Annotated in this window: 16 protein-coding genes; all 16 read right to left on the bottom strand. The window is 31.5% G+C overall.

From position 1 onward, the window contains the following. Window positions 1–14: 14 nt before the first annotated feature. The 16 genes from yhbY to JOC70_RS08155 all read right to left on the bottom strand — a co-directional run bounded on the left by yhbY (window position 15) and on the right by JOC70_RS08155 (window position 15121). Window positions 15–305, bottom strand: coding sequence for a ribosome assembly RNA-binding protein YhbY (yhbY, locus tag JOC70_RS08230; protein WP_204598387.1), 291 nt, complete (start codon window positions 303–305; stop codon window positions 15–17). Between the two features lie 22 nt (window positions 306–327). Then, entirely contained in the window at window positions 328–1602 is a 1275-nt protein-coding gene (gene obgE / locus JOC70_RS08225; protein WP_204598386.1) for a GTPase ObgE, read from the bottom strand. 159 nt (window positions 1603–1761) lie between these two features. Then, on the bottom strand, window positions 1762–2067 hold the full coding sequence (gene rpmA / locus JOC70_RS08220) for a 50S ribosomal protein L27 (RefSeq protein ID WP_035308377.1): 306 nt from the start codon (window positions 2065–2067) through the stop codon (window positions 1762–1764). A 3-nt stretch (window positions 2068–2070) separates the two neighbouring features. Further along, window positions 2071–2397: a ribosomal-processing cysteine protease Prp gene (locus JOC70_RS08215; RefSeq protein ID WP_204598385.1), complete on the bottom strand. Its 327-nt coding sequence runs from the start codon at window positions 2395–2397 to the stop codon at window positions 2071–2073. A gap of 2 nt (window positions 2398–2399) precedes the next feature. Continuing rightward, window positions 2400–2714 carry a 50S ribosomal protein L21 gene (gene rplU / locus JOC70_RS08210; RefSeq protein ID WP_035308372.1) on the bottom strand — a complete coding sequence of 105 codons (315 nt, stop codon included), beginning with the start codon at window positions 2712–2714 and terminating at the stop codon, window positions 2400–2402. Between the two features lie 123 nt (window positions 2715–2837). Next, window positions 2838–4280, bottom strand: a complete 1443-nt coding sequence (locus JOC70_RS08205; RefSeq protein ID WP_204598384.1) for an Rne/Rng family ribonuclease — start codon at window positions 4278–4280, stop codon at window positions 2838–2840. Window positions 4281–4295: 15 nt separating this feature from the next. Then, window positions 4296–5009, bottom strand: coding sequence for a TIGR03936 family radical SAM-associated protein (locus tag JOC70_RS08200; protein WP_204598383.1), 714 nt, complete (start codon window positions 5007–5009; stop codon window positions 4296–4298). Then, window positions 4978–6834: a TIGR03960 family B12-binding radical SAM protein gene (locus JOC70_RS08195; RefSeq protein ID WP_204598382.1), complete on the bottom strand. Its 1857-nt coding sequence runs from the start codon at window positions 6832–6834 to the stop codon at window positions 4978–4980. The genes JOC70_RS08200 and JOC70_RS08195 overlap by 32 nt, the downstream gene beginning before the upstream one ends. A gap of 74 nt (window positions 6835–6908) precedes the next feature. Next, a complete protein-coding gene (locus tag JOC70_RS08190) occupies window positions 6909–7754 on the bottom strand; it encodes a M50 family metallopeptidase (RefSeq protein ID WP_204598381.1) in 846 nt (281 codons plus the stop codon). A gap of 18 nt (window positions 7755–7772) precedes the next feature. Continuing rightward, complete coding sequence (locus tag JOC70_RS08185; RefSeq protein WP_204598380.1) at window positions 7773–8534, bottom strand: M23 family metallopeptidase; 762 nt, start codon at window positions 8532–8534, stop codon at window positions 7773–7775. Between the two features lie 200 nt (window positions 8535–8734). Next, window positions 8735–9106, bottom strand: a complete 372-nt coding sequence (locus JOC70_RS08180; RefSeq protein WP_204598379.1) for a methylglyoxal synthase — start codon at window positions 9104–9106, stop codon at window positions 8735–8737. A gap of 18 nt (window positions 9107–9124) precedes the next feature. Next, the gene (gene rodA, locus JOC70_RS08175) at window positions 9125–10246 is read right to left on the bottom strand and encodes a rod shape-determining protein RodA (RefSeq protein ID WP_204598378.1); all 1122 of its coding nucleotides are present in this window, start codon (window positions 10244–10246) and stop codon (window positions 9125–9127) included. 102 nt (window positions 10247–10348) lie between these two features. Continuing rightward, window positions 10349–10615, bottom strand: coding sequence for a cell division topological specificity factor MinE (gene minE / locus JOC70_RS08170; RefSeq protein WP_204598377.1), 267 nt, complete (start codon window positions 10613–10615; stop codon window positions 10349–10351). A gap of 11 nt (window positions 10616–10626) precedes the next feature. Further along, window positions 10627–11424: a septum site-determining protein MinD gene (gene minD / locus JOC70_RS08165; protein ID WP_204598376.1), complete on the bottom strand. Its 798-nt coding sequence runs from the start codon at window positions 11422–11424 to the stop codon at window positions 10627–10629. Window positions 11425–11437: 13 nt separating this feature from the next. Next, a complete protein-coding gene (gene minC / locus JOC70_RS08160; protein ID WP_204598375.1) occupies window positions 11438–12070 on the bottom strand; it encodes a septum site-determining protein MinC in 633 nt (210 codons plus the stop codon). A 207-nt stretch (window positions 12071–12277) separates the two neighbouring features. Next, on the bottom strand, window positions 12278–15121 hold the full coding sequence (locus tag JOC70_RS08155) for a penicillin-binding transpeptidase domain-containing protein (protein WP_204598374.1): 2844 nt from the start codon (window positions 15119–15121) through the stop codon (window positions 12278–12280). Window positions 15122–15131: the final 10 nt, after the last annotated feature.

Genomic DNA, 15131 nt, shown 5'->3' with positions numbered 1-15131 from the left:
CCCCCTAAACTCACTTACGGTAATTCAATTTTTGGTTTTTTAACTGATCTTCTATATAAAACCATTTTGCTTCCAATTGCCTGAATTCCTTCACAATTTAACTCTTCGCATATTATATCTGATGCTTCTCTTGCCTCTAAACCACTATTGTTTAATACCTTTATCTTTATAAGCTCTCTTGCTTCTAATGCTTCATCTATTTGTCTTAACATGCTCTCTTCTATACCACCCTTTCCAATCTGGAATATAGGTTGCATATCATGAGCAATAGCTCTTAAATAACTTCTTTGTTTACTAGTAATCATACTTACCCCTCCAATACTAAAATTACAATATAAATTCAAATTCAAAATGATTTAATCTTACAATATCGCCATCTTCAATTCCCATTTGTACTAATTCATCTATTATGCCCTTGTTCTTGAGTACAGTATGGAAATATCTAAGGCCGTCTGGATCATTCACATTTACACTAGCAAGTAATCTATCTACAAAGCTTCCTTCTAGTATAAATGTATCTTCTTCTTGCCTTATATTATAAGTAAATTTCTTTTCTTCAGGTACAAATTTATCTGTTTCTTTTATTTCAAGATCAACTACAGGTATTGTTGAAAGTATTCTTGCTGCTTCTTTCATTAACTCATCAATACCTTGTCTTGTAGCTGCTGAAATTTTAAATATATTTTTATATCCAAGCTTTTCTACCTTTTCTTTAAATTCTTCAAATTTACTTTCGTCTTGTAATATATCTATCTTATTGGCAGCCACTATTTGTGGTCTATCCCAAAGCTTTACACTATATCTTTTTAATTCTTCATTTATCTTTAAAAAATCCTCATAAGGGTCTCTTCCCTCTATTCCAGAAATATCTACTACATGTATCAAAAGTCTAGTTCTTTCTATATGTCTTAAGAAGTCTAGTCCAAGTCCTACACCTTCAGCAGCTCCTTCAATAATACCTGGAATATCTGCTATAACAAAAGGCTCTATACCTGGTAATCCTACAACTCCTAAATTTGGACTTAAGGTTGTAAAATGATAATTAGCTATTTTAGGCCTAGCATTTGAAACCATGGACAGCATAGTTGACTTACCTACATTAGGAAAGCCAAGTAGTCCTACATCAGCAAGTAGCTTAAGCTCTAATACTATATTGAATTCTTCTCCTGGCATACCTGGCTCTGCAAAATTAGGCGCCTGTCTAGTAGGGGTACAAAATTTAACATTACCCTTACCCCCTTTACCACCTTTAGCTACTACAAACTTATCATTTGCATGAGACAAGTCAGCCATTACTTTGCCACTTTCTGCTTCTTTTATAACAGTCCCCATTGGAACTTTTATATATAAGTCTTCTCCATCTTTTCCATAACATTTAGAACCTGATCCGCTTTGCCCTGCTTCAGCTTTATACTTTCTTTTATATGTAAAATCTAAAAGAGTGGTCATATTAGGGTCAGCTACTAAAATTACGTCTCCACCATCTCCTCCATCTCCTCCATCTGGTCCTCCCAAAGGAATATATTTTTCACGTCTAAAAGAAACAGCCCCATTTCCGCCGTCTCCAGATTTTACAAAAATTTTGGTTTTATCTATAAACATACATTCATCTCTCCTATGTAAAACTAATTATAATTATATCATTAATAATATAATTATTAGCAATTTGATAAAATTCTATCCAAATATTCTGTTAGGCTAATGCTGATAATATTAATTCACTTAAAAAAAGCACCCCTAAAATATTAAGGGTGCTTTAAATTATTCAGCTACAACAACTTCTTCTACATCTACTGGGTAAACAGAAGCCTTCTTTTTGTCTCTTCCTAATCTTTCAAACTTAACTATACCATCTATTTTAGCAAATAAAGTATCATCTGATCCTCTACCTACGTTGTTACCTGGATGTATCTTAGTACCTCTTTGTCTAACTAATATGTTTCCAGCTAAAACGAACTGTCCATCAGCAGACTTTACTCCAAGTCTTTTAGATTCACTATCTCTACCATTTCTTGAGCTACCTACCCCTTTTTTATGAGCAAATAACTGAAGGTTCATTAGTATCATGAGTTACACCTCCTCTACTATGATATTTATATAATCACCGTAGCTATATTCTACATTTTTTAATCCTAAAAGCATAGTTTCTAAAAGCACCTGACACTCTTCCACTTTAGATTTAGAAATACCTTCTAAGCATAAGCTTAGAAAACCATCCTTTACTTTAGTAGGAGCATCTATGTTCAATATTTCAGTAATTCCATTAGCAATCGTAATAGAAATAGCTGAGACTGCACAGCAAACAAGGTCGTATCCTTCGTCTACAGACTCTGCATGCCCACTTATGTTAAAAGAAACTATTTTTTCTTCTTTTCTTTGAAAAATAATGCTAATCATAATTAAGCATTAATCTTTTCTATCTGTAACATTGTGTATGGCTGTCTATGTCCTTGTCTCTTTCTGTAGTCTTTCTTTCTCTTATACTTGAAAACAAGTATTTTTTTAGCTTTGCCCTGCTTTACAACCTTAGCAGTAACTTTTGCTCCTTCAACTACAGGCTTTCCAATAACAAATTCACCATTTTCTTTGCTTACAGCAAGAACTTCTGTAATTTCTACATTAGCTTCTGCTTCTGCATTTAACTTTTCAACGTATATTACGTCTCCTTCAGCAACTTTGTATTGCTTTCCTCCAGTAACTATAACTGCGTACATTCAAAACACCTCCTCAAACCAGTCTCGCCAATTAAGGTACACAGAAATTTCTTGTGGTTTCTACCTTTTCTGAGCGGTCTACAAAAGCCATTTTATCATAAATAATGGTGATTGTAAAGTTATTTATCCATATACTTTGTATAATTTTAAGTTTTCCATTTGATTGATAAATAACAATGGTTCCACACTAAAAAATTCTTCCCCTGAAATATAATTTAAATATATACATTTATCTAATGCATCTATGTCTTTTATAAATTCTAATATATCGTTCTTTATATCATTTTTATATATTTCATTTACTTCGATGTATATATTTTTTATTTCTTTGTGATTAGCTATTTTTTCTATTTCATTTTTTATTAAAAGTTCTATATAAGAAAGTTTTAATCTCATTCCCTTACCATGACATGAAGAGCACTCCTCTTCTATATATTCATATATAGATTTTCCCATTCTTCTTCTAGCAATTTGCACTAGGTTTAATTCTGTAAAAGGATATACTACAGTTTTGCTTTTGTCATCTTCAAATCCCTTTAAAAGTTTTTCATATACTTTATCTTTATTCTCTCTATCTTCCATATCGATAAAGTCTATAAGTATAATCCCACTTAAATTTCTAAGTCTTATTTGATGGGCAATTTCCTCTGCCGCTTGAAGATTGGTAATGAATGCAGTTTTCTTAAGTGATCCATTTCCTATGTTTTTTCCCGAATTAACATCTACTACATACATAGCTTCAGTTTTTTCAATTATTATATATCCACCACAATTTAGTTGAACCTTATGATTTCTAAGCTTTAATATATCCTTTTCTATCCCATAGTAATCAAATAACTCTCTTTCATTGTCATGGAATTCTAAGTGAGTATTATTATCAGTATTTTTTATCAAATAATCAGATATTTCCTTATAATCTTCCTCACTATTTATATATATTTTAGTTGTTTCTAAGTCAAGCTTATCCCTTATTATTCTTCCAAATACTCCGCCAGTCTTATACACAATGCCCATCTTGCTTGAAAAGGCAAGTTTACTTTTTATATTCTTATATGTATCATAGAGTTCTCTTATTTCTTCATTTATAATATTAATATCTACATTTGAAGCCTTTGTTCTTATTAAAACTCCTACATCTTCTGGCTTGATTATGTTATCTCTTATATTACTTTTCACATTTTCATCGTTAATTTTTTGAGAAAACACCATTTCATTGTCTAAGGTATTTAAAACACAAAATCTGCCTGGAATAGATATAGCACTAGTAACTTTAGGTCCCTTTTTGCCTACTTTCTCTTTTACTACCTGTACTAATACCTCATCTCCCTTTTTAAGATTAGTATTTTTAAACTTTCTATCCATATACATATAACAGTTTTCTTTAAATCCTACATCTATAAATGCACATTTTATACCAGGTACAATATTCTTCACGACACCCTTATAAATTTCTCCTGGGGAAGGCTCCATGTTTTCTTCTTCGATAAAACATTCTTTTAACTTATTATTTTTCTTTACAGCAATTCTTAATAACTTATCACTGCGTTCAATAAAGATTTCCTTCAAACTATCTCACACCCTTTAATAATTAGAAAGTAACTCAATTAGAGGTATATATTTATTATTTTTAAGTCCGTACATATCTTTTCTTTGAATATCAACAAATGCTTCCTCATTAACCCCTGTAGTATTTTCTTTTATAAACTTTCCGAGTAGATCAGCAGATAAATTCTGACTACTTCCTGCACTTAATAACACTTGTAATCTTAATATATTATCTTCTAATTTATATTTAAATTCTTTGATTAAAGGTTTTATATTTACTTCCTTTTCTCCATTTTTACTTTTTTTAATGACATTCCATTCACTTAATCTCGGAAGTTTTTTTAATTCCTCTCCTAAAATGGAAGAATTAGTATACTTTATAGCTACTTCATATTTAGCTGCTTCAATAGCTGCCATAGATTGAGGTACCTTTTTATCACTTAAGCTAGTAACCTTTACAACTTCAAGTATTTTTACTCCTGAAGGAACATTGCTACTTAATCTTTCCTTTATCTCATTTTCATCTAGTTCTTCTTTTAATACTACATCCATATATTCTCCTGAAGAATATACTCCAACAGATAAAGGCTGGGCTATAGAAATTGTCATATGTGGATTAAATCCCTTTGAATACTCTATTGGAAGTGCTGCCCTTTTTATTATTTTTTGTATAGTTCTCATTAAATCTAAATGAGATATAAATTTTATATTGCTTTCCTTACTGAACTTTATTAAATAACGCACCTTCAAAACACTTCCCTTCAAGATTTACATTTACTCCACAGTTAGTACATCCAAGACGACAATCCGGAAGCACCTCTGCTCTCTTTGCTCTTTCATTTTCATCTATTAAGAATTTTTTATTAACTCCTATATCAATAAAGTCCCAAGGTAATATTTCATCATAACTCCTATTTCTATAAGCATAAAAATCCCCGGATACATTGCATTTTTCAAGAGCATTCATCCAAATATCATATTTAAAATGCTCTGACCATCCATCAAACTTTGCTCCATTTTCAAAGGCTTCTACTAATACATCACAAAGCTTTCTGTCCCCTCTTGCAAAAATAGCTTCTAAAAAGCTAACTTTAGAGGCGTGATAGTTAAAACTTATAGCTCTGCTCTTAATATTATCCTTAACTGCATAAACTTTTTCCATAACTTCTTCCTGTGATGCTTGTGCTACCCATTGGAACGGAGTAAAAGGCTTTGGAACAAAAATAGCAGCACTTGCTGTAACTTTTAACCCCTTTTTTCTCTTATCCTTAGGAATCTTATAATATTCATCTACAACCTTTTCAGTAAGGTCTGCTATACCCTTAGCATCCTCAAGAGTTTCATATGGAAGTCCTAACATAAAGTAAAGCTTAATTGTAGACCATCCTGAATTAAAAGCACTGCTTACAGATCTTATTAAATCTTCCTCTGTAACTCCCTTATTTATAACATCTCTCATTCTCTGACTTCCAGCTTCTGGAGCAAAGGTAAGCCCTGTTTTTCTAACCTTTTGAATTTCATTTATAAGTTCTACAAAAAAAGAATCTATTCTAATAGACGGAAGTGATACTCCTATCTTCTCATTCTTATACTTCTCCATTAAAGAATTAATTAAATTTCCAATATCTGAATAATCGCATATACTTAATGAAGTAAGTGAAATTTCTTCATAACCTGTATTTCTTATAAGCTTATCAGCAAGTTCCATTAGTGTATCTGTTTTCTTTTCTCTTAATGGTCTATAAATCATCCCCGCTTGACAAAATCTACATCCACGTGTACACCCTCTAAAAGTTTCAAGTGTAATTCTGTCATGTACTATTTCGGCATAAGGAACTATTAATTTATCCGGATAAGCTACATCATCTAGATTTTTTATTATTCTTTTTTTAACTGTTTTAGGTACGCCTTCTTCTGTAGGCTTAAATTCCCGTATAGTTCCATCTTCGTTATAAGATACTTCATATAATGACGGAACGTATATACCTTGAATCTTTGATATTGCCTTCAAATATTCCTTCTTTGACTTTCCCTTAAATTCCTTATATACATCTAATAATTCATTTGTAATTTCCTCACCTTCACCCAGCACAAAGCAATCTGCTATATCATAGAGAGGCTCAGGATTATATGCACATGGTCCTCCAAACATTACGATCGGATCCTCTTCTCCTCTTTGTGAAGCTCTTACAGGGATTCCTGCCATATCTAACATATTTAATATATTAGTGTAACTCATTTCATATTGCAGTGTAAAACCTAAAATATCAAAATTCTTTAGTGAATCTTTGCTTTCTAGTGCGTATAATGGTATGTTATTTTTCCTTAATTGTTCTTCCATATCTGGCCATGGTGCAAAAACTCTTTCACAAAAGGTATCTTCCCTTTCATTTAACAAGTAATATAATATCTTTGTACCTAAATGAGACATTCCAACCTCATAAACATCTGGGAAGCAAAATGCATATCTTATATCTACCTTACTTTTGTCCTTTTTATATGAATTTAGCTCCTCGCCTATATATCTAGCTGGTTTTTCTACTTTAAATAAAATATCGTCTGAAATAAAATTCATCTAATTACCTCCTCTTACGTACTCAATTTTATATTCTAGCACATCTAGTTGTAAATTGAAATTTATTTTATTAATTATTCCTTTATGTTTATATACTCTTCTATGCTTATATTTCCATAAACTTTTAAGGCCTCAATCGTTTCTTCTTCATATATAGTTTTTATAAGCTTCATGTCATCATTTAATATTAAAAACATATTGTATTTATTTTTTTCCACCAAGCTTAATATAAAAAGTAAATCTTTTTTATAGTGTACAGATATTCCCCTATTTTCTATATACCCTCTTTTCAAAAATTTAATCTTCTTTTTTATTATATCTTTCATAATAACATAACATATCCTTTCCCTTTCCTTCAAGGCTGAAGCTATTATAAATATACTTATAACTCCTATACTTATATTGAGTGTTCCACCCAAAAACAAAAAAAGATAATATGTCATAAGTAAAATTCCTACAATAATACTTGTATAAATAGTTATATTATTTGCTTTTTTATATATAAACTTTATATTTATAATATTTCTTAATGCCCTTCCACCATCTAATGGGAATGCAGGAATCATATTTATAAAACCTATGGTAAAATTACACTGGTACAGCTCATTTAAAATGTTAAATTTATATTTATGATACAGCATATAAAAAAGTACTGCACAAATTAAATTCATAAATGGAGCAGACAAAGAAATTATTAAATCTTCTTTTGGTGATGCTTCATCTATATCTATTAATTCAAGTGCAGTACCCACAGGCATTATTTGTATATCAAAACCATTAAATCCAAGTATTTTAGCAGTTTTGTAATGTACTAGTTCATGCAAAAAAACTATTAGAAAAGATATAAGTATCTTCTCTCTATACCCTATTAATATAAGTACTATTATATAAGGAAAAAAATATTTACTGACCTTTATCAAACTTATATTCTCCATTTCTTAAATTGCTATAAATTCCTTCGGATCTTTATTTTCACCCATATATAAAAATTCAAAGTGTAAATGAGGTGCTGTAGATTTTCCTGTATTCCCACTTAAAGCAATTATGCTACCGACTTTTACCACATCTCCCTTTTTAACCTTTATTTCTTTTAAATGACCATATTTAGTTTCTATGCCATCACCATGGTCTATTACTATATAATTGCCTAATTTTTCATCTTGTCCAGAATCCTTAACCGTACCATCAAAGGAGCATTTTACTTCCGTTCCTTCTTTTACATCTATATCTATCCCCTCATGAAAAGCTCTTTTCTTGTCTATAGGATCAATTCTATATCCATAAGGAGATGTTATTTGTCCCTGGACAGGAAGTGTAAAGTTCTCTTTTACCTTATCTTTTAAAGTTTTTTCACCACTAACCTTACTTTTGATTGCCTCAATCCAATTTGTAACCTTATCTTCTATTTTTACTACATTTAAGCTTTTCACTTGTACAAAGGCACTCTTATAATCATAGTTTTCATTTACTAAATTCTTAGAATAATTATAAACCGCCTGGGTTTGAGGAGTTACAACTAATTTGCAAAACATAATAACAAATATAATACTTAAAGCTCCAATTAAATCTCTAGGAAGCCTCTTTAGCAAATATTCTCCTACTCCACTTGAACTTTTCCTTTGTGAGCTTGTATATCCTGTATTAAAACTTTTTCTTAAGATTTTATAATAATCCTCATACTGATTATTATAGTTTCCCATACTTTCTCCTCCTTCAGTATCACTCATTTTTACAACACTTGTAAAAATCTCTGATATATATATATTTATAAGAAGGGAAAGTTATTACATAAAAAATGTTGAACCTACCGTATAGGATTTGCATCTAAGAAAGTTCATTCAACGCTTTCCACGATACAAATCTTATACTATATGTTCAACATTAGAAACGCCGTAATATCCTACATATATGCCTTCAATGCTTTAACAAAAACTTCTGCTGATGCTAAGTTTGTAGCTAGAGGTACATGGTGTACATCACATATTCTAAGTAGTGCATTTACATCTGGTTCATGAGGTTGAGATGTAAGGGGATCTCTTAAAAACATTACAAAATCCATCCTGCCTTCAGCTACCATTGCTCCTATTTGTTGATCTCCACCTAGAGGACCTGATAAAAGTCTTTTTACATCAAGATCTAATTCCACATTTATTCTTTTACCCGTAGTTCCAGTTGCAAATAAGTTATGATCCTCAAATACTTCCCTGTATCTTTTTACAAAATCCACCATGTCATCTTTCTTCTTATCATGCGCTATAAAAGCTATATTCATTTAAATCCCTCCAAATATTTAGAAGTTAATTTTTTTCCTTCTCATCCCAATATTTATTACTAATGCAATAGACATAAATGCCGTCAGCATGGAACTTCCTCCATAACTCATAAGCGGCAATGTAATTCCTGTAATAGGCATAACTCCTATAGTCATACCTATGTTTTGCATTATTGAAAATAAAAATGTAGAAACCACTCCAATAGTAACCATTGACCCAAACACGTCCTTTGAGGTCTTGGCTATATTTATAAACTTGTATATAAGTATTCCATACATTAATAATAAAAATATAGCTCCTATAAGTCCCCATTCTTCTCCTACTACTGAAAATATAAAATCCGTATGAGACTCCGGTATAAATCCACCCTCTATTTGAGTTCCTTTTAAAAATCCTTTACCTAGCATTCCACCAGACCCTATTCCTATTTGAGATTGTATAAGTTGAAGACCTGATCCTAACTCATCTTTCTCTGGATTTAAAAAGGAGGTAAGTCGCACTTTCCAATATTCATGCATAATAGGTGAATTCCATACTATAGCAATTAAAACTGCAACTGATGCTATTCCACCGCCTATAATTTTAGAATCAAGTCCTGCAGCAAAAAATATTCCTAGAACTATAAAGAAGCACACCATGGTCATACCCATATCTGGCTGTATTATTATAAGTATCATCGGAATAGCAGCATATCCTAATAACTTAAAGAAGTTTCTAAGATTATTTATGTTACACTCCATACTATCTAATTCTTTAGCAAGCATTATTATAAGCCCTAACTTTGCCAGCTCCGAAGGCTGTCCTATTGTTACAGAACCGATTTTCATCCATGACCCTGCCCCATTTACTGTAGACTTAAATATAGTATCATTTAGAAAAAGAAGTATAACGCCTAACCAATATATTATATTTGCATATCCTTGTATCAAAGAATAATCAAATACTAATATAAAATACATAACACCAAATCCCATGGTAAGCCATACAAGCTGAGACTTAAATACAGCTATCCCTGCCCTTGTATTGGTTGCACTATATATATTTAAAGCTCCAAACAATCCTATAATCGCTACTATTAAAATTATGCTAAAATCTAATTCTCTCAATAATTTCTTATTTATTTTTAATTTTTCTAGCACATTTCTCCCCCCATTCACTTGGCATGTTACTTATAAAATTATAACAATATACATCGAAAAAAGCTATGTATAATTTATACATAGCTTTAAATTAAATCCTTATTATCTTCTTTTGAGACTCTTTATAGGAATACTTGCAACTAGTGCTGGAGAAGAACTCTGTTCTTCATCACTGGATGTCATTTTGATCTCCATATCTTCCCTGTCTATTTCAACATACTTTGAAATTACCTTCATAATATCTTCTCTTATACTTTCTAGTAATTCTGGAGAAAAATCTGCCCTATCATGTATAAGTATTAGTTTAAGTCTTTCTTTCGCTACATTCTTGGATGCTGATTTAGGAGTGAAAAAATTAAGAAAATCCATTTATATCCCCCCTATTTCATTCCAAATAACTTTTTTAAGGATTGTATAAATCCTTTATTTTCTGTTTCTAAAGATAAAAACGGAACATTCTCTCCTAGAACCCTGCAAGCAATGTTCTTAAAGGCCTGTCCTGATATTGTACCTTCAGTAAGCACTATTGGCTCACCTCTGTTTGTAGAAACAGTAATATTTCTATCGTCTGGAACTATTCCTATAAGTTTTATTGCTAAACTATCTAATATATCGTTTACGTCTAACATATCCCCATTCTTAACCATTTCAGCATTTATTCTATTCACTATAAGCTGATGATCTTCTATTCCCTTAGCTTCCAGCTTTCCTATAACTCTATCAGCATCCCTTATAGATGTAACTTCAGGATTTACTACTATAAGTGCTCTATCTGCACCTGCTATAGCATTTTCAAACCCCTGCTCTATTCCAGCTGGGCAATCTAACAGCACGTAGTCAAATTCCTTCTTTAATGTCTCCACTAAATCTAACATATTTTCTTTAGAAATATCATCTTTATCCTTTGTTTGAGCAGTAGGCAATAAGAAAAGGTGTGGAAATCTTTTATCTTTTATAAGTGCTTGCTTTAATTTACAGTTACCTTCAATAACATCCATCAACGTAAACACAATTCTATTTTCTAGTCCCATTAAAACATCTAGATTTCTGAGTCCAGTATCTCCATCAACAACAACTACTTTTTTACCCATTGCTGCAAGGGCTGTTCCAATATTGGCAGTAGTAGTAGTTTTTCCTACTCCCCCCTTACCAGATGTTATTACAATAGCGTCTCCCATATATTTCCCTCCATTAGATAAATTTGTTTGGCAAGTAAGGCTCTACTATTATACTATTTCCTCTTACTTTTGCTACTTCAGGATATTGAGGCTTAATATTATCTTCAGGTGCCCTAGTAGCTACATCGCCAATTTGTAGTATTTGAGGCTGAAGATAAAACGCTGCTACAATTGCTTTTGAATTACCTTCATAGCCTGCATGAACATAGCCTCTTAATGCGCCAAGAACTATTACATTACCAGAAGCATAAATTTCTGCTCCTGAATTTACATCGCCTATTATGACTAAATTTCCTGGGTAATTTATAACTTGTCCACTTCTTACAGTTCTTTTTACAAACTTAGTTCTACCTTCGTTCACACCTGAAAATACTTTAGTTATTGTTTCCTCAGAATTTTCAAATATACAATCTTTTATCAAGAACTCATCAAAAAGAATGTCTTTAAGTCTCCTTAATTCTCTTTCATTAATGTGTTTTAGTTGAGTAGTTACTTTTAGAGTAGCCCCCCTATAAAATACCTTTCCTCTAGACAACTTTTCAATGAGCGAGTCCAGCATTTCGTCAACGTCTTTGAACTTATTCATATTAATAACTGCATTTAAGCCTTCTCTATTTCCCTTAATAATTATGCTGTCATCTATCATAGCTAACCTCCAAAACTGGGCTTATGTTTATATTTCAACAAATTCTTCTCAATTCCTTCTAACCATAACGATAAATCTTGAAAAATTTTTAATGGAAACATCTCACCATGGCTGAGATGTGCTGATTTATAACGAAATCATAGATCCCTATAGATCATGTAAATCATGCAGGGCACATACATTATTATGTACATGCCCTATTATTAATTAGTCAAATTTAAACTCTGGTGTGTAATTCATTTTAGCTAGTTCTTCTTTAAAATATGCTTCATACATAGCCTTTGCAACCGGAGCGACAGAACCTCCATGAGCTCCATCAAATATTAATACACATATCGCAATTTGAGGATTATCATATGGCGCAAATCCAACATATACTCCAGATGAAGTTCTACCTATTCTATCCTGTATCTGCTCGTTAAATGTAGCTGATCCAGTTTTACCTGCAGTTTGGATAGGAAAGCTTTTAAGCACTGTAGATCCTGTTCCTTCATCATAGGACGTAACCGCAAGCATTCCCTCTTTTACTGTCTTTAACGTTTCAGGCTTTAATTTTATTTCATCTATAACTTCTGGCTCTACCTTTTGAATTAATTTACTATTTGAATCTAAAAATGAATCTACTAAATGAAGCTTATATCTCTTACCTCCATTAGCAATCATAGCCATATAATTTGCTAATTGAAGTGGCGTAAATTGATTTGTACCCTGACCTATAGATGCATTATATACATTACCTGGTCTAGTTGCTTCTTCAGTTACCGAATTTACTGATTGATTAATCTTACTTATTGCAATATTTATATCACCATCTGTAAAACTTTTATTTTTTAATTTTTCATCAGCTGATATGAGTTCTTTGAACAATCCCGTTATAGTCTTAGAAAAGTCTTTAACATTCTTATATCTCATTTGTTGTCTTATGGTATTTTGTATTTTTTCTTTAAGCTCTGTTAACTGTTTGCCTTCTCCCTTTTTTATCTCAATGTCTATTCCTTCATACTCACCTGTGCTCTTATTTTTCTTAATTTTCCTTAGATCTTCATATAAATTCCATAAATGATATATAGAAGATGTATTTTTTACAGATTGAACATTAAATACTTGTCCGTAGTTCTCTGGTATTTCAATACCTGTAGATGGATCTTCTTTTGAATTTGGGTCTACTCCAAGTCCAAATTTCCATGCATATTCTGCTAAAGTATCAAGTCCCCTTTGGTAAAGTCTATCTCCTACCTCATAAAAAAAGTAGTTATTAGAATATGCTAATGCTTCAACTACATTTATATTTCCTTTAGTTGATGCATTCCAACTTCTACCATTGTATCCGTGTTTTGTATATACTAGTGCATCATATATTGTCTCATTAGGCGACAATACGCCCTCTTCCATACCTGCTATAGCAGTCAATGGTTTAAAGGTAGATCCTGGCGCAGTAAGTGATGAAGTAGCATAATTATAAAAAGGCTTCGGATAAATATCGTATGGATCCTTTCTTAAAACTTTACTTCCCTTACTTGATTTATCTACTGGGGGAAATATTTCATCTACAGTTACAGGAAGTCCTCTACTACCTATATAATCTTTTGCAAACGCCTCTAAATCGGGATTAAAAAACTTATTATATAGTTCTGTAGTAAGTTTCCCTGGGGTAGAGAATATGTTTGGATCATAGCCTGGTCTACTTACCAGTGCCAATACTCCACCAGTATTTACATCGATAGCTACAGCGGCTCCTCTGGTTGCATTACTAGAATTGGCTCCATCATAACTTATTGGATTTGCTCTTAAATTTGCCATTACTTGGTCCAGAGATTTTTCTGCTGCTAATTGTACATGCTTATCAATAGTAAGTTTAAGTGTTTCTCCAGGATACGGTTCTCTTCTTCCTAGTTCCTCTATTATTCTACCTTGCTTATTAAGTTTAACTATTCTTCCACCTTTAGAACCCTTAAGTCTATCCTCATATACATACTCAAGTCCTGCAGTTCCTACATAATCACTGCTTACATCGTATCCCTTTTCGCTGTATTTTTCTGTATTTCCACTAATTTTTGATATATATCCTAAAAATGCTGAACCAAGTTCTCCATAAGGATACGTTCTTAGTGGCTGTGTGCTCACATCTATACCTGGAAGATCATTTAATCTTTCCAAAAATATAAAAGCGGTTTCCTTTTTTATATTACTTCCTATAGTTACAGGTTTATAGCCAGAAAAACTCTGCATTTTAATTGTATCTTTTATAATCATATATTTCCGCTGTTTTTCTAGACTATATTGAAACTTTTCTATATCATATTGTTCTATTAATCCTTCTAAAATAGCCTTTGAATCTTTAGTATTGTTTTTATACTCATCTAGTTTAATCTTTAAATTTGCAGCATCTTTTATATTAAACCTTTTAATAATATCACTTAGAGCTTCATTTGGTGATATCTTGTATTGGGCTAAAAGATTTTTAAAATCACTTTTTGGAGTTATATCATATTGTTTTATCAAATAGTTAAAGGTTTCCTCAGGAGAAATCTTCAGTAATTCTTCATCTATTTGCTTTTCTTCTTCTTTAGTTAACTTTTCCTTTTTACCTGGAAATAATTCTTTTTGTACTTGTTCATTCAATCCTCTATCTCTTTTAAATCTTACTTCTAAAGTTTTTCTAGCATTTACATCATCTGTTTTAAATTCAAATCTAAAAGGGTTTACCTTTAATTCAAATTCATCTTGTTGTTGCTCTTTATTATCATCAAGAAGTTTAAACACCTTATCCATAGTTTCAAAAAAGTACTTTTTACTTTCATCTGTTTCATTGTATACAAGCATATAACTTTGACGGCTAGTCCCAAGCACTATATTATTTCTATCTACAATATTTCCACGAGGAGCTGGATCTGGCACTTCTGTAATTGCTCTAGTATTTGCTCTTTCTTTGTATTCCTCTGTTTTAATTACTTGTAGGCTAATAAGTTTACTTCCAATGATAGAATAAATTACAGCCATTACTACAAAAAAAGCGGTATATCTATTAAGTTTTTTCTTTTTTTCTTTCATAGCTCACCAT

Origin of the sequence: Clostridium pascui, from assembly GCF_016908015.1 — a bacterium.
Classification (GTDB): Bacteria; Bacillota; Clostridia; order Clostridiales; family Clostridiaceae; genus Clostridium_AK; species Clostridium_AK pascui.
This window is presented reverse-complemented; position numbering and strand designations above follow the sequence as displayed.